This window comes from Olleya sp. KKT75, assembly GCF_055635485.1.
The window spans coordinates 805,275-826,654 of record NZ_CM145759.1; the positions used below are offsets into that span (position 1 = coordinate 805,275).

19 protein-coding genes and 1 tRNA gene are annotated in these 21,380 nt (G+C 34.1%); 12 read left to right on the forward strand and 8 right to left on the reverse strand.

What is annotated here, in order from left to right; all coding sequences use genetic code 11:
* From lptC to ACZ2G2_RS03610, 4 genes are read right to left on the reverse strand one after another with little or no spacing between them, the layout of a single operon-like run.
* Entirely contained in the window at nt 1-555 is a 555-nt protein-coding gene (gene lptC / locus ACZ2G2_RS03595) for an LPS export ABC transporter periplasmic protein LptC (RefSeq protein WP_090837974.1), read from the reverse strand.
* The gene (locus ACZ2G2_RS03600; RefSeq protein WP_470394011.1) at nt 555-1,886 is read right to left on the reverse strand and encodes a hypothetical protein; all 1,332 of its coding nucleotides are present in this window, start codon (nt 1,884-1,886) and stop codon (nt 555-557) included. The genes lptC and ACZ2G2_RS03600 overlap by 1 nt, the downstream gene beginning before the upstream one ends.
* Nucleotides 1,887-1,905: 19 nt before the next feature.
* Complete coding sequence (locus ACZ2G2_RS03605) at nt 1,906-3,213, reverse strand: hypothetical protein (protein WP_282069143.1); 1,308 nt, start codon at nt 3,211-3,213, stop codon at nt 1,906-1,908.
* Entirely contained in the window at nt 3,213-3,941 is a 729-nt protein-coding gene (locus ACZ2G2_RS03610) for a type III pantothenate kinase (protein WP_470394012.1), read from the reverse strand. The genes ACZ2G2_RS03605 and ACZ2G2_RS03610 overlap by 1 nt, the downstream gene beginning before the upstream one ends.
* Before the next feature lie 187 nt (nt 3,942-4,128).
* Here ACZ2G2_RS03610 and ACZ2G2_RS03615 point away from each other — a divergent pair.
* From ACZ2G2_RS03615 to ACZ2G2_RS03640, 6 genes are all read left to right on the forward strand, one after another.
* A tRNA-Phe gene (locus tag ACZ2G2_RS03615) sits at nt 4,129-4,204 on the forward strand.
* A gap of 129 nt (nt 4,205-4,333) precedes the next feature.
* Nucleotides 4,334-4,807: a nucleoside deaminase gene (locus ACZ2G2_RS03620; RefSeq protein ID WP_281847296.1), complete on the forward strand. Its 474-nt coding sequence runs from the start codon at nt 4,334-4,336 to the stop codon at nt 4,805-4,807.
* Nucleotides 4,808-5,044: 237 nt separating this feature from the next.
* On the forward strand, nt 5,045-6,454 hold the full coding sequence (locus tag ACZ2G2_RS03625; RefSeq protein WP_470394014.1) for an FAD binding domain-containing protein: 1,410 nt from the start codon (nt 5,045-5,047) through the stop codon (nt 6,452-6,454).
* The gene (locus ACZ2G2_RS03630) at nt 6,447-8,774 is read left to right on the forward strand and encodes a xanthine dehydrogenase molybdopterin binding subunit (RefSeq protein ID WP_470394016.1); all 2,328 of its coding nucleotides are present in this window, start codon (nt 6,447-6,449) and stop codon (nt 8,772-8,774) included. The genes ACZ2G2_RS03625 and ACZ2G2_RS03630 overlap by 8 nt, the downstream gene beginning before the upstream one ends.
* Nucleotides 8,775-9,350: a GNAT family N-acetyltransferase gene (locus tag ACZ2G2_RS03635; RefSeq protein WP_470394018.1), complete on the forward strand. Its 576-nt coding sequence runs from the start codon at nt 8,775-8,777 to the stop codon at nt 9,348-9,350.
* 121 nt (nt 9,351-9,471) lie between these two features.
* On the forward strand, nt 9,472-9,846 hold the full coding sequence (locus tag ACZ2G2_RS03640) for a hypothetical protein (RefSeq protein WP_198520015.1): 375 nt from the start codon (nt 9,472-9,474) through the stop codon (nt 9,844-9,846).
* Here the strand turns inward: ACZ2G2_RS03640 and ACZ2G2_RS03645 are convergent.
* The 4 genes from ACZ2G2_RS03645 to ACZ2G2_RS03660 all read right to left on the reverse strand — a co-directional run bounded on the left by ACZ2G2_RS03645 (nt 9,843) and on the right by ACZ2G2_RS03660 (nt 13,452).
* Nucleotides 9,843-10,334: a nucleoside-triphosphatase gene (locus ACZ2G2_RS03645; protein ID WP_470394020.1), complete on the reverse strand. Its 492-nt coding sequence runs from the start codon at nt 10,332-10,334 to the stop codon at nt 9,843-9,845. The two genes, ACZ2G2_RS03640 and ACZ2G2_RS03645, sit on opposite strands and share 4 nt — an antisense overlap.
* The gene (locus ACZ2G2_RS03650) at nt 10,331-11,338 is read right to left on the reverse strand and encodes a hypothetical protein (protein WP_470394021.1); all 1,008 of its coding nucleotides are present in this window, start codon (nt 11,336-11,338) and stop codon (nt 10,331-10,333) included. Before ACZ2G2_RS03650 ends, ACZ2G2_RS03645 begins: the two co-directional genes overlap by 4 nt.
* Before the next feature lie 87 nt (nt 11,339-11,425).
* Nucleotides 11,426-12,205, reverse strand: a complete 780-nt coding sequence (gene xdhC, locus ACZ2G2_RS03655; RefSeq protein WP_470394022.1) for a xanthine dehydrogenase accessory protein XdhC — start codon at nt 12,203-12,205, stop codon at nt 11,426-11,428.
* Nucleotides 12,206-12,210: 5 nt separating this feature from the next.
* Nucleotides 12,211-13,452 carry a cation:proton antiporter gene (locus ACZ2G2_RS03660; RefSeq protein WP_090837996.1) on the reverse strand — a complete coding sequence of 414 codons (1,242 nt, stop codon included), beginning with the start codon at nt 13,450-13,452 and terminating at the stop codon, nt 12,211-12,213.
* A gap of 81 nt (nt 13,453-13,533) precedes the next feature.
* Between ACZ2G2_RS03660 and ACZ2G2_RS03665 the strand changes: the two genes are divergently transcribed.
* The 6 genes from ACZ2G2_RS03665 (at nt 13,534) to ACZ2G2_RS03690 (ending at nt 21,380) form a co-directional block, all read left to right on the forward strand.
* The gene (locus tag ACZ2G2_RS03665) at nt 13,534-14,430 is read left to right on the forward strand and encodes an alpha/beta hydrolase (protein WP_470394025.1); all 897 of its coding nucleotides are present in this window, start codon (nt 13,534-13,536) and stop codon (nt 14,428-14,430) included.
* 87 nt (nt 14,431-14,517) lie between these two features.
* The gene (locus tag ACZ2G2_RS03670; RefSeq protein ID WP_090838001.1) at nt 14,518-14,853 is read left to right on the forward strand and encodes an arsenosugar biosynthesis-associated peroxidase-like protein; all 336 of its coding nucleotides are present in this window, start codon (nt 14,518-14,520) and stop codon (nt 14,851-14,853) included.
* 59 nt (nt 14,854-14,912) lie between these two features.
* Entirely contained in the window at nt 14,913-15,968 is a 1,056-nt protein-coding gene (gene arsS, locus ACZ2G2_RS03675) for an arsenosugar biosynthesis radical SAM (seleno)protein ArsS (protein ID WP_090838003.1), read from the forward strand.
* A gap of 36 nt (nt 15,969-16,004) precedes the next feature.
* Nucleotides 16,005-16,691, forward strand: a complete 687-nt coding sequence (locus tag ACZ2G2_RS03680) for a TIGR04282 family arsenosugar biosynthesis glycosyltransferase (protein WP_470394027.1) — start codon at nt 16,005-16,007, stop codon at nt 16,689-16,691.
* 41 nt (nt 16,692-16,732) lie between these two features.
* A complete protein-coding gene (locus ACZ2G2_RS03685; protein ID WP_470394029.1) occupies nt 16,733-19,924 on the forward strand; it encodes a SusC/RagA family TonB-linked outer membrane protein in 3,192 nt (1,063 codons plus the stop codon).
* A gap of 10 nt (nt 19,925-19,934) precedes the next feature.
* A complete protein-coding gene (locus ACZ2G2_RS03690; RefSeq protein WP_470394031.1) occupies nt 19,935-21,380 on the forward strand; it encodes a SusD/RagB family nutrient-binding outer membrane lipoprotein in 1,446 nt (481 codons plus the stop codon).

Below are 21,380 nucleotides of genomic sequence, written 5' to 3' on the forward strand. Positions count from 1 at the left end.
TTATTCTTGCACAGCAAACTGACCTGTAACTCCAAGTATTTCAGCTTTTTTGAAATCTTTATCAGAATCAAATCCGCGACCACTAGTCACATAACCTTTAGACCTATACGTTGCAGGAAGATTGGTAAATAACCATTCTTTTGTTTGGTCATAATATAATTGCTCGGCAAATAACGAATCATTTGTTGGTGTTGCAGCAATTACATTTCCTCTTAAATCTATTAAATCTGTATTGTTATAGATAATAGCATAATCCGAAATTATAGTAGTCTTAGCGTCATTTTTATCATATAGATGCAAAATAACACCCTCCGGAAATTCTGAATATGCAAAAGCCCTATTACTATAGTCATACATTTTAGGACTAATTAGGTTAGCAGATAAACGACCAGAATCTGTATACTTTAAATTAATACTGTCTGATACACCTACGGGATCATTAGCAGACATTCCTATTTGTTTAACGTCCTTTAGATTGCTTTTACATGCAAAAAACAAAGTCATAGCAAAAGCTATGACCGTGTTTTTAATTATATGTAATTTATGTTTTTGCATTATAGGCTTGGCACTGTTACACTTCTTCCAATCCAACATCCAATCTTGATACTTTGACCTGCATTACCTGCAGCAAATATTTCTGATTTAGTTGGCGCTTTAGCATTATAGCTAGTCGCTAAAGTAGAATACCCACCTTTGCTAGCTTCGTTTGCAGCTAACCAGAACACAGCACGCTTATTAAAGTTAGTATCTCCACAGTTGTTTGCACTTGCAGCATACATTCTTGCGATATGATCATAAGGCTTTTTGTTTGATGGATTAAGACTTAAAGACTCTTGAAAGTATTGTCTAGCCTTACCATAATTACCACTTTTCTTAAAGTCTAATGCAATTGTATAATTTAATTTAGCCTTTTTAATTGGATCTGTTTCTAGCTCCATTGTTTGATCTAAATACGTTTGCTCACCAGTAATAATGTATAAGTAGTAAGACGTTTTAGCATTAGGCTCAATTGTGTTTTTCTGATTTAAAATTTTAACAAACATAGGATCTGTCTTACATCCTTTTGCATACAATTTAGTCATTGCACGTTGTAACCAAACACCATTGTTTTTATTTGCTTCGTAGTCTTTTTGGTATAATGGGATTAAGTTAGCACAATTAGCTCTATCTCCTAATTCCTTATCAACACCATCTTGTACTTTTTCAAAAGCACCAATCATATCTCCGTAATACTTTTTGTATCTAACTTCTGTTTTAGTCAAGGCTGTACCAGCGTCTTCTTTAACTACTAATCCATTTAATTTTCTCTCGTTGTATTCTGTTTCAACTTCAATTTTATCAGATACATCATCGTACTTATCAAATAATTGCTGATCTGTCTTTTGCTTTGAATCAAAAAGGTTAACCATTAATTTAAAGTAAACGTATAAACTTTTTGCGTTTTTAAAGTTATCCTTATCTCCTTTATATGATGCATCAAAACAATCGTATAAAACAGCATCACTCAAACCTAACACATCTTTATTATCATATCTTAATTGACATATTTTAGAAGAATACTCTCCTGCTTTTTTACCATTAGGAAAGTTAGCAATTCTTTCTTCCCATAATTTAATTAAATCTAAAATGTGTCCTTTTTTTTCTTCACCCGTTTTAGTTTTTATGTAATGTTCTAAAATATCTTCTCCATACTTATATATTCCAATATGGTATTGTGGGCAATCTTTTCTCAAATCAGTTAAAGGCTTATAACCCGCATCAAAGTTTTTTGCTTTTACAGCTTCTGTCAATAAAGACAACTTAGTCATACATTCTTCTGAGCTTTGAGCAAACCCAATATTTAGCCCAAATATCAAAGCAAGTAGTAAAGTAATTTTAGTTTTCATAGTCTTAATTTTTATGTTGTTAGTCATATTTTCTTTTTTGGAACCATCTATCATTTAATGACAGACTTAATTGGAAGCTTACAAAGTTTTCTTTTACTAAATTAGCGTTTGTTGTTCCTCTCTTTCCAAACTCTAAACCAATATTAGCATTAGAAAACATATTTCCAACTGGTATACCTACTCCAAAAGACATGCCAAACTCTTTTATAGTTTGATTATTTATTACAAGTCCTGTGTTTTCAAAACGCATACCAGCACGGTAAGTCATTCTTTTCCAGCTCTTAGCAAACGAATTATATTCAGGAATATAAAAACCTCCTAAAGAAAATTTTGATGCATCTTCATAAGTTGCTCCTGTGTTACTATATAGAGGATTGAAAAAATCACCTGTATTTTGTGTTGTATACTCTACACCAGCAAACCATTTTCTTGGTTCACCTAATCCGGCACCTATACTTAATTTTGATGGTAGTGTTAAATCCGTTTCATCTAATCCAGAAGCTACTAAATCTGCTTCTATTTGATTATAAATTAATTCACTTTCTGTATCTACATCGACAATTATTGTTGAAAACGTTCTTTGATTTTTAGACGTCAAATCTGTTTCTGGCGTATAAGTTAATGATCCTTGAAGTTCTAACTTATCAGTTATCATTTCTTGATAATGCAATCCAATATTAAAATTCAATCCACTTAAATCTGAACGGGTGTATTCTTTAGTCTGACGCTCTAAAAATTGTCCTTCATCATTATAGGCAAAATTAATTGTGCTATTCTGTATGTTTCCAAAGTCATAATCCGCTTGCATACCAACACTCAAAGACTTTGTAATTTGGTAACCAAAACTTAAAAACACTTTATTAAGACCACCTTCTCCAGTGTATCTATATTCTAAATTTTCTTCAGCATCTCTGTTCTCTAATTTATATCCAACAGATGAATACGGTTGTAATCCTAATCCAAAACCAAATTTACCAACCGGGATAGATAATGCTAAATAATCAAAATTAGCACTCTTAGTTTTGTCACTACTGCCAGACGTCTCTAGTTTAGAAGATGTACCACTACCTCCTACTGTAAATTTTACAGGTCTAGATTCGTTATTCCATCCTTCTAAATTATTTCCTGCAAAAGTCGCTGGGTTTTGAAAGTTTATATGGACACTGTCCTTATAAATCCCAAGACCTCCCATACTTCTATTCTCTACAGAACCTTTAAAGTTTGTGCTCCCTATTCCATAAAAAGAATATGGTGAAGCTGTTCCATTCTGACCGTAACTTTGAATTGCAAATAATGCAATAAAAACTAATACAAGTTTTTTTATCATTAGACTGTGTTATGTTGTAATATGTAGTTCAAACCTTCTAGTAAGAAATTTGAATTGGCAAATATGCTACTTTTTAATTGCTTTGACAAAAATTTAGCATCTCCTCCTGTTAAAATAATTGTTAAATCTAAATATATAGACCTATATTCACTAATAATTCCATTTAATTCACTTAAAACACCATTAACTACGCCACTATTAATTGCTTCTATTGTAGAATTACCAATAACATGTTTTGGTTGTTCTGTTTCTAACAACGGTAAATTAGCAGTCTGATTGTGCAGTGCTTTATAGCGCATTCGTATTCCTGGAGAAATTGCTCCTCCTAAATATTCGTTACTTGTATTAATAAAATCATATGTAATACACGTACCCGCATCTATAATCAAAACATTTTTATCAGGAAATTGTTGCACAGAAGCGCAAACTAGTGCAATCCTATCAATACCTAGTGTTTTAGGTGTAGCATATAAATTTTTAAAAGGAATAGGTGTTTCATGATTTAAAACCACTAGTTTCAAATTAGCCTCTAAATAAACTAAAACTTCTTTTTCAAGTCGTCCAACTGAAGACACGATAGCCAAACGCACCTCTGGATAGGTCTCCAAAATGTGTTTAATTGAATTTAAAACCTGCTTAGTCTCCACAGCGGTCTTACTTTCTATCTTATTATTATTAAAAACAGCTAGTTTAGTACTAGTATTTCCAACATCTATTATTAAATTCATATAATTTCTAAAAAGGATAAATTTACAAAACGATTGCAATAAAAATCTTAATAATTTTATAATATTGAAATTGAGACTACTAAGCCTCATAAAAGCACAAATGTAAAAAAAGATTGTAAATTTTTTGATTTTTTGTTTGGTAGTTCTAAAATTGAAACTATATTTGCACTCGCAATTTATTGCTACTGGTGCCTTAGCTCAGTTGGTAGAGCAAAGGACTGAAAATCCTTGTGTCCCTGGTTCGATTCCTGGAGGCACCACCAGAAAAAACCCGATTCATCTGAATCGGGTTTTTTGGTTTAAAGAACTAAACCAAAGATTAATAATTCACTATAAAAAAGTAGTATATTAGCTAATGCTACATTTTTCAACTTAAAAATTTAAATTATAGTATGAGTAATAAAGATCAATTTATGCAAGAAGCTGTAAACGCAGCTTTAAAAGGAATGAACAACAATGAAGGTGGACCATTTGGTTGTGTCATTGTTAAGGATGGAAAAATTGTAGGACGCGGAAACAATAAAGTAACGTCTACTAACGATCCAACTGCACATGCAGAAGTAACTGCTATTAGAGATGCTTGTAAAAATTTAGACTCTTTTCAATTAGATGGTTGCGAAATATACACCTCTTGCGAACCTTGCCCAATGTGCTTAGGTGCTATTTACTGGGCTAGACCTGACAAAGTATATTATGGAAGTAATCAAGTAGACGCTGCCAATATTGGTTTTGATGACGAATTTATCTACAAAGAAATCCCATTACCATACGCAGAAAGAAGTATCCCGTTTGAGCAATTAGCTCGTGACATTGCATTAGAGCCTTTTCAAGAATGGACTAAGAAAATGGATAAAACTGAATACTAAATAGAAACAAATTCAATTAATACAGAGAACTCAGCAAAAATTCAAGTCCCAATTTCCGACAAAGTCGGAATTATCAATCTGCAGAAATAATGAGCGAAAAACGAAAATGCTAAGCGCAGCTTAGAGCATGTAGTTTGAAAGCGAATGGTCCGCAGGAATTTCCTCAGATTGATTTGAATTTTTGGTTCGTTTTGTTTCAAGACAAAATGAACATAAAGAAAAATTAAAACAAACCTCATGGTAACCTTCATCCTAAATAACAAAACCATAAAAACCTCGGAACATTCCGGAACCACTTTATTGGATTTTGTGCGTTATCAACAACGCTTAACAGGAACAAAGATTGGTTGTCGTGAAGGAGATTGTGGCGCCTGTACCCTTTTAGTAGGAACACGTCATGGTGACACTATAGAATACCAAAGTATTACCTCATGCATTTCGCCACTAGGAAATGCACATGGCAAACACATTGTTACAGTTGAAGGCACAAATCTTAAAGACAAATTAACCACAACTCAAGAAGCCATGAAGGCAAATTACGCCACACAATGCGGATTTTGCACGCCTGGTTTTGTAGTTGCCTTAACAGGATTTGCTTTATCAAATTCTGATAAAAATTATACTAATGCAATTGACGCTATAAGCGGAAATATTTGCAGATGTACAGGATACAAAGCAATTGAAAAAGCAGCGCATCAAGTTGTCAAAAAACTAGACAACAATACAAACTCCACATTTAATTGGTTAATTGAAAATCAATTTATTCCTGAATATTTTAAAAACATCCCACAACGATTAAAAGACATTGAAGCTAAAGATTTAAATCAACCCAAAGGGAAATATGTTTCTGGAGGTACGGATTTATATGTCCAACAAGCGGATCATTTAGCAGATAACGCTGTACATCTAATAGCCGAAAAGGAGTATTTAAAAGGCATTAACATTAAAAATGGTATTTGCACGATCGGAACCAACGCAACGGTTTCAGATTTATGGAATCATACGGAGTTAAATAGTATTTTACCAAACTTAAAAAAACACTTAAAGTTAGTCTCTTCAGAACAAATTAGAAACATGGCTTCGCTTGGAGGAAATTTAGTAAACGCCTCGCCAATTGGAGACATGACTATCTTTTTTCTGTCGCTTAATAGTAATATTACAATATTAAATTCCGCAGAAAAAGAAAGAACAATTGCTCTTAAAAACTTTTACAAAGGATACAAAACTTACGATTTAAAAGACGATGAACTTTTAAAGAGCATTCAATTTAAATTACCAACAGAACAGTCATTTTTCAATTTTGAAAAAGTGTGTAAACGGACACATTTAGATATTGCTAGTGTCAATTCTGCAATACATCTTTCAATCGAAAACAAGACGATATCGGAAGCGCATGTTTCCATTGGAGGTGTTGCTGCAATTCCTAAATATTTGCATGAGACCTCAGCCTTTTTAGTTGATAAACCTTTGACTTTAGACACTATAATTGAAGCTAATCAAATACTTCAAAATGAAATCAGTCCAATTAGTGATGTTCGTGGGACAACTGACTACAAACGTTTGTTAGGGCGACAATTATTTTTTGCTCATTTTACAACGTTATTCCCGAAGCAATTCACCTTAAACGATTTTGTACAACATGCATAAAAACAAGCCAAATAAAGTATTAGACACTAAATTAGATGCTGTTTCAAAATCATTAAAACAAAGCATCAAAAACTTAGACTCTTACACGCATGTCCGTGGAGAATCATTGTATGTTGACGATGTTAATATTAGACAAGGAACATTTCATGCGGTCGTGTTTGATTCGCCAAAAGCACACGGAAAAATAAAAAGTATTGATTATTCTAAAGCAGAAGCTCTAGAAGGCGTAAAACGTATTTTTACTTATAAAGATGTTCCTGGTGAAAATGAAATTGGTGGTATTATTCCTGACGAACCCTTATTTGCGGAGGATGACGTCCACTTTTGGGGCATGCCAATTGCCTTAATTGTTGCAGAATCGGAATTTATTGCTCGAAAAGCACGAGGTTTAATTGACATTGAAATTGAAGATTTACCAGTCATTACTACAGCAAAAGAAGCCAAAGCAAAAGGAAGCTTTATTAATGCACCACGATCTTTTAGTTTAGGAGATACAGAAAAAGCATTTGCCGATTGTGAGTATATTTTTGAAGGTGAAACATTCTCTAACGGACAAGAGCATTTATATATCGAAACACAAGGTGCTTATGCAGAGCCTTTAGAAAACGGAAACATAAAAGTAACGTCATCTACACAAGGTCCAACAGCTGTGCAAAAAACTATCGCTAAAGTTTTGGGCATTGCAATGCATAAAATTGAAGTTGATGTTACACGACTTGGAGGTGGATTTGGAGGTAAAGAAGACCAAGCAACACCTTGGGCTGTAATGGCGGCTTTGGCTGCGCACCATTTAAACCAGTCTGTAAAACTGATTTTAAATCGTCATGACGATTTACGTATGACAGGAAAACGTCATCCTTATGAAAGCACATATAAAATTGGACTTTCAAAAGACTTAAAAATTATAGCGTATCAAACCGAGTTTTTGCAAAACTCTGGTGCAGCAGCAGATTTATCTCCTGCAATTGCTGAGCGGACTTTATTTCATGCAACCAACAGTTATTACATACCTAATGTAACAACAAAAGTGTTGAGTTGTAAAACCAACTTACCGCCAAACACAGCGTTTAGAGGCTTTGGAGGTCCACAAGGTATGTTTGTAATCGAATCTGCTATTGCAAAAGCTGCTCATGAAATTGGTGTACCAACACGAACAATTCAAGAAGCGAATTTGTTAGATGAAAACGACACGTTTTCTTATGGACAAATCGCTAAAAAAGTAGAAGCCAAAAACACATGGCATTCTGCTAAAAACATATTTAATATTGAAGCTTTAGAGCAAGCGGTCGAAGCGTTCAATAAAAACAATACAAGTTTCAAAAAAGGAATAGCGTTTATGCCCATTACTTTTGGTATTTCGTTTACAAACACACCAATGAATCATGCACGTGCTTTGGTTCATATTTATTTAGACGGAAGCGTTGGTATTAGTACTGCTGCTGTGGAAATGGGCCAAGGTGTTAACACCAAAATGATGCAAATTGCTGCGGATGTGTTTTCTATTCCTATTGAAAAAATTAAAATAGAAACAACCAATACAACGCGTGTTGCCAATACGTCGCCTTCTGCTGCAAGTTCTACCGCAGATTTAAACGGAAAAGCAACCTTAATGGCGTGTAATGCTTTAGTTGAAAGATTAAAAATTGTGGCTTCGGAAGACTTAAAAGCTTCAGTAAAAGACATTACTCTAAAAGAAGAATCTGTTTATATCAACAACAAAAAATCAGCTTTAACTTGGACAGAGCTAGTCAGCAAAGCCATGTTAAAACGTGTTGCTTTAACTGAAAACGCACATTATGCGACTCCAGAAATTCACTTTGATAAAACCAAGGAAAAAGGACACCCTTTTGCTTATCATGTTTACGGAACCGCAATTACAACAACCACTATAGATTGCATGCGTGGTACTTACGAATTTGATAGCGTAAAGATTGTACACGATTACGGAAAAAGCATGAGTGAAGGTATTGATTTAGGTCAAGTAGAAGGTGCTTTAATACAAGGAATTGGCTGGATGACTATGGAAGAGATTGCTTATAATAAAGATGGAAAATTATTATCAAATGCGCTTTCTACATATAAAGTTCCTGATATTTTTTCTGTACCCAAAACAGTAGAAGTGATTCCTGTAGAAACTGAAGGAAACGACATGGCTATATTAAAATCTAAAGCTGTTGGAGAGCCACCTTTAATGTATGGGATTGGTGCTTATTTTGCACTTCAGAATGCTATAAAAGCGTTTAATCCAAACTACAACATGCAATTTAACGCGCCAATGACTCCTGAAAAGGTATTAATGAGTCTGTATAAAAAAGCCTAAATGATTGAAGAAACAAATATAAATAAGTCCGTTTTCGATGTTTTTCCCGAACTAGAAAGCGAACGCCTATTGTTTAAAGCTTACACAAAAAAAGATGCGCAAACGCTTTTAAACCTAAGAAGCAATAAAGCGATCTCTAAATACATGGACACAACAATACCAAAACGTATTGAAGATACTGAACAAAGAATTGAAGGCTACATAAAAGCTTTTAAAGAAGGAAAAGGAATAACTTGGGCACTTATTGAAAAAGAAAACAATACTATTATTGGTGATTTCGCGATTCACCACATCGACAAACAAAACTCGAGAGGAGAAATTGGTTATATTTTACATCCTAATTTTTGGGGTAAAGGCTATATGACAGAAGCCTTAACCACACTAATTAATTTTGGTTTTAAAGATTTAAATCTTCACAGTTTTTCAGCCAATGTTAATCTTGAAAATGTCAATTCAAAAACACTACTACTAAAATTTGGCTTTAAATTAGAAGCTCTATTTAGAGAAAATTTTTATTACAATGGTCAATTTTTGGATAGCGAAATTTATTGCTTACTACAATCTGATTTAAAATAAACGCCTTATCGCACTACATTACAAAACACAAAACATCTTAAAGGGTGCACTAATTTATAGTGCTGGAGACACAATAGCAGCTTTAATTGTTGACGAATTTTCTTGGCACAGACTACTAGGAATGGCATTTGTTGGCGCCACTTTTTACGCATTTGAAATCCCCAACTATTTTGATTGGATAGTAAAAAAAACTAAAGATTTAAAAGGTGCACGCGCTGTATTATCCAAAACGGGTTTAGCCATAGCATACTTTAATCCACTTTGGGTTGCAAGACACTTGTTGTTTATCAAATTGTTCTCTGCTCAATTTAATGCCATTGGATTTAACCTTATCCAAATTGCCTTTTGGTCCTTTTTGGTAAATATTCCTATTTCGTTTTTAGCAAATTACTTGATTCAAAATAGATTTAAATTAAAATGGCGTTTTCTTGGAAGCGCAATATACTCGGCAATAATGGCGATTTATTATGCTTTAGGCGAAACTATTTTTAGTTAGATTAAATTTTCTAAATCTTCTGTAGTCAAAATAGAACATTCAGTTATCCCATAATGCTCCAAAACAGCATCCAACAAATAATCTCTGACTACCAAAATAAGATGTGTGTTATCATTAGATTTAAACTGAGAAATCAAAGCTTTGGTTGAAACGTGCAAGCCTTCATTTTTTAATTCTAACTTTCCTATTTCATCAATAATTAAATATTTAGGCTCTGTTTTAGAAGCTTCTAAAATCAAATAGTCATTAGCTTCATTAAAAGCCGATTGCAAAAATTTAAAATTCCCTATTGCAACAATAGCTTTAATTTCATTTTCAGCTTCAGCTTCAAGCTTAAAAATTGTTTTGTTTTTTAATTTCAGAAAATAACGTTTTCCATTAGCATCGTCGGGACACAATAGCCCATCAACATCATTTCTGTTTTTAAACCAATGTAACAGCGCTGTAGTCTTCCCTGATCGTATTGCTCCCGTGAGGATATAAATCATTCCGTAGGCGTTTTAAAATGAATACAATTTGAAATGCTATTCGCCATAAAAAACTTAAACCGATTGAATCCTTTTAAATGCTGCGTTTGTTTCCAAGTATAGGAAATAATCTGCCTAAAATAAGGGAACAAATCCATAGCATTGGTAATATCCTGCTGGTACTTAGATTCCTTTTTACTTAAGTATTTCTGAACCAATCTTAATAAAAAAGGACCAATTACTAGATACCAAAGCATTAAAATAAGAAAACTACGGAACACGATATAAATAGCCTTTTGCCACCCAAAAAGTGCACCTCCAAATATTGAAAACCCTAAAACAATTATAGCAACCGTAATTAGCCAAACCCAAATAACTTTGGTTTTAAAGGGCACTTTTCTTTTAGTGCTTTCCGATGCTTTTGGCATTGTTTCTAGATAAAAATCGACTTCAGGTTTACTTGCTATTATCTTAATAATACTTTTAATAAAGACACCCGCTAATAGTCCACAAACGCCATATACTACAAGATATAACGTCACTAAAAAAGAAGTGGTAGAGGTTTCTGAAACAAAGTCTAATTTTTTCTGAACCCATGAGCCATAAATATTAATAGCTTCCCATAGACCAGTACCATAAACCACTGTTAGTACTATTAGTTTTTGCAAAGCGGACTCTAAAAAAGTCACCATCCCTAAAACCAATAGCACAAAACCTTTCCAAGAAAAGTTAGAAAATAAAAACGCACCAAAAAGCGCTTGAAAACTGACTGCAACATAAGCTCCGAATGGAGAATATGGACTTACTGCCATTTTAATAATCAAGACAATAACCAATGCTTTTAAAATAGTTTGCCATTTGTTTTTAGCATAAAAAGCAATTAAACTAATTAGTAATATTGAAACACCACCAACTATCAAACCTGTGAATGGCGAATTAAACACATGTAAAAAACCACCTAAACCGGACTCGTTTAAAGCCCAAAGCGCAGTTAATTTATCTATGATTGATTTGTTTTTTTTCATCTTTAGTTGCTGCAATAATAGCCATTCTTTTACTTACAAGACACTTCTGTAATCTCCTAGATGGGATATTATCATCAAATCTTAGTATTAATTAGCTAAGCTTTTATAATGCACTTGTAGTAATTGAGCAACAACGCTTATAGCAATTTCTTTTGGTGTATCACCTCCAATATCTAAACCAATAGGACAAACTACATTAGTCATACCTTCAGGAATAGCCATCTCTTTAATAAGCATATTGTTAAATCTGACTTTTTTAGTTTTACTGCCAATCAACCCCAAAAACTTAGTTTGATTTTGTAACGCCATTGCTATAATATCAAAGTCAATTGCATGATTATGTGTTAACACTAAAACGTAGCTGTTACTACCCCATTTTACAACATCCTTAAACGTTTTAAAATCAGTTTCGGTAGTTTGATGTGTTGCGATACTAGCATCTAACTCTAGATTAGAAAACCAGTCGTCTCGAGAATCTATAAGATTAACTTTAAAAGGCGTGTCTACTAAAAGTTTGCAGATTTCTACTCCAATATGTCCTGCTCCGAATAAAAATAACTCTGGCGATTGATTCATAGGTTCTATAATAAATTCGACTTTCCCGCCACAGCATTGCTCAAACTCTGGTCCTAAAGTGTAACTGGACGCTATAATTCTGTTATCATTAATAGCAATTATTGCTTCGTCAATAGCTTTAAACTCTAGCTTCCCTCCTCCTATAGTTCCGTAAATCTGTTTGTCTTTAGTCACTATCATTCTAGAACCAACAACGCAAGGTGTTGACCCCAGACATTTGGAAACAGTAATAAAAGCAATGGGTTGTTGTTTTGCCTTAAAATCAGATAATAGACTAATCCAGTTTTGCATAAAGGCTATTTAATTTCTAGTTTTTTAACCAATTTACCAACGGTCATTCCTTGTATTAATATAGAAAAGACAACCACAACATAAGTAATTACCAAAATTAAATCACGCTCCATAACTTCTGTAAGGCCTAATGCCAACGCTATAGATATTCCACCGCGTAGTCCACCCCAAGTCATAATTAGGTTAGTTTTTGGAACAAAGTCTAACTTGTTTTCAAAGAATTTTATTGGTACCAATAACGAAATATATCTACACACTAAAACTAAAGGAATGGCTAATAAACCGGCAGTTAAATACTCAAATTTAAAGGTTAACACTAACATCTCCATTCCTATTAAAACAAACAGAATTGTATTTAAAAGAATATCCAACAACTCCCAAAATTTATCGACATAAGCCTCCGTAGTATCTGACATCGCACTATCTCTAACGGTATCATTCCCAACTACCAAACCAGCAGTTACCATTGCTAAAGGCGCTGATATATGTAACTTTTGTGCTAAAACAGTTCCGCCCATAACAGCAGCCAAGGTTATAATAACTTCAATATCATAATCGTCAATAGACTTCATTAATCTATACGTAATCCAACCCAAAATCAAACCTAATGCAATCCCTCCAAGCACCTCAACACCAAACAGCTCTACAACTTCTAAAGCACTAACATTTTCAATACCTAAATCGGCAATTTTAAAAATGGTTAAAAATATAACAACACCAACACCATCGTTAAAAAGGGATTCTCCAACAATTTTGGTTTCTAATTTTTTAGGTACACCTGCTTTTTTTAGTATCCCTAAAACAGCAATTGGATCTGTTGGCGAAATTAATGCACCAAACAATAAACAGTATATAAAATCTATATGTAAGCCTATAATTGGTAGCGCAAAAAACATAGCGCCACCAACCAAAAATGTCGAGATTAAAACGCCAAAAGTCGCAAACGCTAATACGGGCCAACGTTGTACTTTAAGCTGTTCAAAATTAGTATGCAAAGCACCAGCAAACAACAAGAAACTTAACATAACGTCCAATAAAATACTTTTAAAATCTATTTGTGTAATTATAAACTTCTCAGCATTCAACAAGGTGTCATCAAAATAACTTAGTGCAAACACTCCTAAAGTAAATACAATGGTAATTAACATTAAGCCTATAGTATTAGGCATTTTTAAAAACCGCACATTTATATACCCAAAAATGGCAGAAATAAGCACTAATATTGATGCAATCACAAAATAATCCATAGAAAAATATATTTATTGCTAAATTAAAATAATTAACATAAAAATCTGTTATTTGACTAAATTTAGATTTTAATACGTTTTATGAAAAACCTATACATACTAGTTCTTGTATTAACCTATTTTTCAAGTCCAGCACAAAACATGAAAACATACACTTACGCAACAAAAGGATTAGACACACTTAAATTAGATATTTACACGCCTGAGAATATAAAACCAACAGATAGTTTACCTGTTGTTATTTGGATGCATGGTGGCGGTTTTTCTGGAGGCGGACGTAATGGTATTGACGAGGTCAATATTGTAAATGCTGCCAATAAAAATGGATATATTGGTGTTTCTATTTCTTACCGATTATTAAGAAAAGGCACAAAAACAGGCTTTGGTTGCAATTGCAGTAAAGAGGATAAACTTTTTACCTTTAACCAAGCAGTTATCGACTTTTTAGACGCTACTAATTTTATCTATCAAAATAGTACGATGCTACAAGTAGACACCACAAAAATAATAGCTGCAGGTAGTAGTTCTGGTGCCGAAACCGCATTACACGCTGCCTTTATGAGACGTTTTTTTATCCCTGACTTAACTGCATATAAAGACATTACATTTGCTGGTGTCATTGGATTTGCTGGTGCCTTTTTAGACATAGACTCGTTAACTATTGACAATGCAATACCCATAGCACTTACACATGGCACAGAAGACGGCGCTGTACCTTATGGTAGTGCTCCACACCAAAATTGCCAAACTAAAAAACCGGGGTATATGATGTTACATGGCTCAAAAACCATTACAGAAAAACTAGACACTTTAGAAGCGTCTTACTTTTTGAACATTGTTAAAAACGGAACTCACGATGCTGCAAATGTGCATCCTGAAGATCTAGACGCTATATTTTATTTTTTAAATAAAACAGTCCTAGAAAACGAGGTTATTCAAACCAAAAAATACACATTGCCAAAACCTACCACCTATTAATTTATCATAAATTTAGATACCTTTGTTAGTAGTACTAAAACTTTACGACAAAACGGTTTTAGATTTATATCTTTAAAAAAAATCATAATGGCAAAAACATATTACGATCCAGCAGACCTAAGAAAATTCGGGAAAATAACAGAATGGAATGAAGAACTTGGAAACAAGTTTTTTGACTATTATGGAAAAGTATTTGAAGAAGGCGCTTTAACTGCTAGAGAAAAATCATTAATAGCATTAGCTGTTGCGCATACAGAGCAATGCCCCTATTGCATTGACGCTTATACCAAAGACACCTTACAACGTGGTATTACAAAAGAGCAAATGATGGAAGCCATTCACGTTGGAGCAGCTATAAAAAGCGGTGCAACTTTAGTACATGGTGTGCAAATGATGAATAAAGTAAATAAACTAGATGGTTAGTATTAAAACCACTGATTAATTAATTTCGTAGGTAGACTACAAACAAGATAACTGTATTAATGGCAACAAAGTCCCTTAAAAAACTAGGAAGCGATTTAGCAAAAAGCAATAAACAATTAGAGATTTTATCTGGTGGTATTTTTGCTGATGGCGAATTACCGACTTTTAAAGATAAAATTTCTGAAACTGGTCAATTTCCGCTTATAGCGAAAAAACTAGAAATACTACAAATTAACGTGGGTTACATGTGTAATCAAGTGTGCGAGCACTGTCACGTAGATGCCGGTCCAGACCGAAAGGAAATCATGACCCAAGAGACCATGCAACAAATCTTGGATGTTATAAAAACAACTGGCGCGCATACGTTAGACTTAACGGGAGGTGCTCCAGAAATGAACCCAAATTTTAGATGGTTTGTAGAAGAAGCTTCTAAAATTGGAATTAAAGATTTTATTGTACGCTCTAATTTAACCATTATTCGTGCTAATAAAAAATATTACGACTTACCAGAATTTTTCAAAAAGCATAATATCCATGTTATAAGCTCTATGCCACACTGGACTAGAGGAAAAACAGATAAACAACGTGGCGAAGGTGTTTTTGACATGTCCATAAAAGCGTTACAAGAATTAAATGCTGTTGGTTATGGTATGCCAGGAAGCGACTTAAAACTAGACTTAGTTTATAATCCGTCAGGCGCATTTTTACCTGGTGATCAAATGGCTATGGAAAAAGATTTTAAGAAAGCACTATCAGAAGATTTTAGCATTCAGTTTCATAACTTATTTGCTATTACAAACTTACCAATTGCACGTTTTTTAGATTATTTAATTGCTTCAGAAAACTACGAAGATTACATGTACTCTTTAGTAGAAGCTTATAATCCTGCAGCCGTACAAAACGTCATGTGTACTAATACATTGTCTGTAAGTTGGGATGGTTATTTATTTGATTGTGATTTTAATCAAATGTTAGAACTACCTGTAAACAGTAAATCTAAACACATTTCTGAATATAAAACAGAATTATTAGAAGGACGAAACATTATAATTTCTCAACATTGTTATGGTTGTACTGCAGGCGCAGGAAGCAGCTGTCAAGGTGTTGTTGCATAGTTAAAATAGCGTTTTCGCTTACGCGGAAATTAAAAAATGACAAAAAAAACTGCCATATTAATTTTTTCAAATTCTGCTAAAGAGGATGCTAAGCGCAAATCTTTTGCAGATAGTCAGTTGTTTGAAACATTGACTAATGAAACCATTAATAAGGTAAAAAAAACGGGATTACCCTATTTCCATTTCACTGAAACGCAGCAAGAAGGAACGTCTTTTGGTGCGCGTTTTAGTCATGCAATACAAACCGTTTTTGACAAAGGTTTTACCAATATTATTTCGATAGGAAATGACACGCCTCATTTAAAAACCAAGCATTTAAATGATGCTAACCAAAAACTAAATAACAATCAGTTAGTCTTTGGCCCTTCTAAGGATGGTGGTTTTTATTTAATGGGACTTAATAAAGCGTTATTTAATACTAAACGTTTTAGTCAACTTCCTTGGCAAACCTCAGCGTTAAAAACAACCACATTACAGTTACTATCTGTAAATCATATTAACTTCAGTTTACTAGAAACTTTGGTTGATATTGATTCGGCTTCAGATATATCTACAATATTAAATAGCTATAAAACTATTTCAAAAGCAGTAAAAACAGTATTACTCCAGCTTTGTATTTCCGCGAAAGCGATACTTTTATACACTGCTATAGTTATAAATTTTACTATAAATCATACCCTTTTTAATAAAGGTTCTCCGCAATTAGTTTCGATTAAAAACTAAAGACTTTTAAGTCATTTTATTACTGAAACTAATCTTTTTAAATGAAACACATTTACTTATGTGCTTTGCTTCTTGTATCTACATTTAGCATCGCGCAAACTACAATTACAGGTACCGTTACAAGTGCTGAAGATGGTCAAAAATTACCATACGTTAACATTGTGACTAGCAATAATAGCGGAACAATTACGGATAATGAAGGGCAATATTCAATAACTGTTTTAGACGATATAGAGACGTTATCGTTTTCGTTTATTGGGTATAAAACACAACAAATAGCCATTACCAATCAAACCACTATAAACGTTGCTTTAATTGAAGATGCTTCAAGTTTAGACGAAGTGGTTATCACAGCCCTAGGCTTGGAACGCGACACAAAAGAGTTAGGTTTTGTGGTACAGTCTTTATCTTCAAAAGGACTTACAGAAGTTAAAGCAGTTAATTTTTTAGACAATTTAGCAGGTAAATTAGCAGGTGTGACGATCTCTCAAGGCGCAACAGGTGTTGGATCATCTTCAAAAATCACAATTCGTGGTGAAGCCTCTTTCTCTAACAACAATCCTCTATTTGTTGTCGATGGTGTCCCTATCAATAACAATACTGTTTTCAACTTTACAAACGAAGCTGCTGCAGGTTTTCAGGAAATAGATTTCGGAAATGGCGCAATGGATGTTAATGCGGATGATATTGAAGAGGTTTCGGTTTTAAAAGGACCAAGTGCAGCTGCTTTATATGGTACGCGCGCATCTAATGGCGTTATTGTAATAAAAACTAAAGGTGGTAAAAAGTCAAAAGGCTTAGGGATTAGTATTAACACCTCTGTATTTGTGGATTCTGCTTTTAGATTACCAGAGTTTCAAAATAGTTACGGACAAGGTAATTCTGGTCAGTTTGAATATGTAGATGGTCTTGGTGGTGGTATTAACGACAATATTACCTATTCTTGGGGGCCACAATTGGACGCAGGTAATTTTGCATCGCAATTTGATAGTCCTGTCGTGTTGCCAAACGGAACGATTGTACGTGGTGGCGATACTGCTTTATATAACGGAGACACTATTACACCAACACTCTTAAAATCCAATCCTGACAACTTAAAAGACTTTTATCAAACTGGCGTCACAACAATTAATAATATTGCCATCTCTAATGGTTTTGACACAGGAGATTATCGTTTGTCTTTTACAGATTTAAGAAGTGAATCTATTATCCCTGGTGTCAATTTAGACAGGCAAACCGTTGCTGCAAAACTAAATTTTGAACCTACGGATAAAACCACGATTTCAACCTCTATTTCTTACACTAACTCAACTAGTGATAATAGACCATCTAATGGTTATGGTAGTGAAAATGTAAATTACAGTTTAGTGGCTTGGGGTCCACGAAGTCTAGATATTAATAGTTTAAAAAAATATTGGCAACCGGGTTTAGAAGGTGTGCAACAATATAGTTTTAACTACACGTTTTTTGATAACCCTTATTTTATTTTATACGAAAACACCAACAGTTTTAATCGTGATCGTGTGTTTGGTAATGTGGCTTTTAAGCATAAATTTACCGATGCCTTTAGTTTACAGTTAAGAACAGGAATGGACTACTCTTCAGAAAAAAGAGAATTAAAACGTAGTTATTCTAGCAACCGATTTAAAAATGGTGCTTACGCAGAACACGATGTGTTTTTCAGAGAAATTAACACTGACTTTTTATTAAATTACAATAAGACCTTTGGCGATTTTAAAGTAGATGTATCCGCTGGAGGAAATCGTTTAGACCAGAAGGCATCCACAAAACAAGCGCAAACCGTTAACTTAGCACAACCTGGTATTTTTAGTTTAAATAATGCAGCATCTCCTATTGAAGTGTTTCAGTTTGACTCTAAAAAACGTATTAATTCTTTTTACGGTATTGCCAAACTAGGCTATAAAGACTTTCTCTATTTAGATATTACAGGACGTAATGATTGGTCTAGTGCTTTAGCAACCCCTTTTTCTGTAGATGGGACTTCATTTTTCTATCCTTCGGCTTCAGCCAGCTTTATTTTATCTAATGTTACCACACTTCCAAAAGCGGTGTCATTTGCTAAACTAAGAGCCAGTGTAGCGCAAGTAGGAAACGATACTAATGCGTATCAAACCTCGGGCGCTTTTATCTCTCAAACACCCTATAATGGTCAACCAACTTTTAGCAATCAGGACTTTATTCCTAACGCTAATTTAAAACCTGAAAGCACCACTAATTATGAGTTTGGTGCAGATGTACGTTTTCTAAATGACCGTATCCGTTTTGACTTTACCTATTACAATGCAATTACCAAAGATCAGATTATATCATTACCTATTCCTATATCCTCAGGTTATGAGCAACAAGTGGTTAATGGTGGTAAAGTAAAATCGACTGGTGTCGAAATTATTGCAGGTATCACACCTATAAAAACCAATAACTTCAAGTGGAACACGACGTTTAACTTCGCGAAAAACAAAGCAACTATTGAAGAGTTACCGCAAGCTGATGGTCGTTTAACATTGGCTTATAGCCGAATTTACGATAGTGCCAATCAAACCGTTTGGTTTCAAGTTAAAGAAGGTGGACAAATTGGAGACTTTTATGGTACAGGGTATCTTAAAAACGAAGACGGACAATTTATAATAGATAGCGACGGACGCTATATAGCAGACAATACACTTAAAAAACTAGGGAATTACAATCCAGATTTTACATTAGGTTGGAATAACGATTTTAGTTATAAAAATTGGACTGCAAGCTTTTTGTTTGATTGGAGACAAGGTGGAGAGATTGTATCAAGAACCAGTGCTTTAGGTAATGTTGGAGGACAATTAGCAGAAACCGAGTACAGACCTGAAGATGGTATTGTTGCAGAAGGTGTAACTGCTTCCGGACAACCTAACACCGTAGCGGTATCTGCCGAAAGCTACTACAGACAATTTTACGACAGAAACCATGAAGAAAATAATGTCTATGATGCGTCTTACTTAAAGTTGAGACAATTTTCTATTGGTTACAATTTTAAACTAAAAGAAGGTTTTTTAGGGTTAGAAGAAGGTGGCGATATTGCCATATCCTTAATTGGTCGCAACTTGTTTGTTATTACAGAAAACCCACATTTTGACCCAGAACAATTAGCGGTTCAAGGTGATGGTTTTGTAAGCGGTGTGGAAGACATGAGTTATGCCTCATCACGTAGTTTTGGATTAAAAGCAAGTTTAAATTTTTAAGAGCAACATCATGAAAAACACATTATATATATTAAGTTTTTTCGCGCTTGTTTTAACTACAAGTTGCACCAAGGACTTTGAAGACATTAATACTAATCCTAACGCTCCAAACACTGTACAACCAAGTTTGTTGTTACGTCAAGTTATTTACGATTTTGGAGAACAAATGAGTTACGAAGGTTTTGTTGCAGGTGATTTATTATCGCAACACAGAACTGCTTTAGACTTTAACCTATTTGACAGACATGATTTAAAATCGCCACAATTAGGAGGAAATCCTTGGCCTATTTTTTACACAAACTTACGTGATAACGAAATCATACTAACACAATCCAGAACAACAGCTACTTTTCAAGTATATGAAGGTCCAGCCTTAATTCTGAAAGCGTACATGGCAGCAGGATTAACAGATCTATTTGGAGATGTGCCCTATTTTGAAGCCTTTAATGGTGTTAACGGAACCGTTACGCCAGCCTATGACACGCAGCAATCTATTTATTTAGATGAGAACGGAATCCTTGACAACTTAGACAAAGGGATTACAGCCATCCAAAATTACAGCTTAGCCATTCCTTTGGAAGGTGACATTCTATTTGATGGAAATTTACAAGCTTGGATAACTTTTGCTAATAGTTTAAAGTTGAAATATTTGATGAGACTATCAGATAAAATCGATGTTTCGGAAGACTTACAAGCCTTATACAACTCAGGTGATTTGATTTCAGCTACAGCTGAAAACGCAGTATTTAACTTTACCAATACTGATCCAAACAGCTTTAGACTAGCACAATTGCGTGTTGGAGATTTCAATAATTTTGTACTATCCGAAACTATGGAGGAGCTATTAACGGACTTAAACGACAACAGAATAGGCACTTTTTTCAGACCTTTTGAAAACGCCACAACTAATGAGTATAACGGTTTACTAAATGGTATTGATGCCTCATCAACGTCTATTGCTTTAGCAGAATACTCTTTAGCAGGAACTGCTTTTAGAGAAGATACCTCGGTATTAGATGCTAATTTTATGACCTCTTGGGAGGTTTACTTTACACTAGCCGAAGCTGCCGAAAAAGGGTTAATTACAGCAAATGCACAAGCGTTATACAACACAGGAGTAACGCAAGCTTTTGAATATTGGCAGACTGATTTACCAGCAACTTACTTAACAGGTAACGCAGCTTATGATGCTGTTGGCACAACACCGTTACAACAAATAATGACTCAAAAGTGGATTGCTAATATTATTAATGGTTATGAAGGTTGGGTAGACTATAGACGTACAGGTTTCCCTGAATTTAACACCGTGTCTGCAAGTTTAAATAATGGATTAATTCCGGTTAGAATGCCTTATCCTGCAGAGGAAGATGCTTTAAATGCTGAGAATTATAATCAAGCTGCAAATGCAACAAATGGTAACGATATAAACTTCCCAGTTTGGTGGGACGAAAACTAA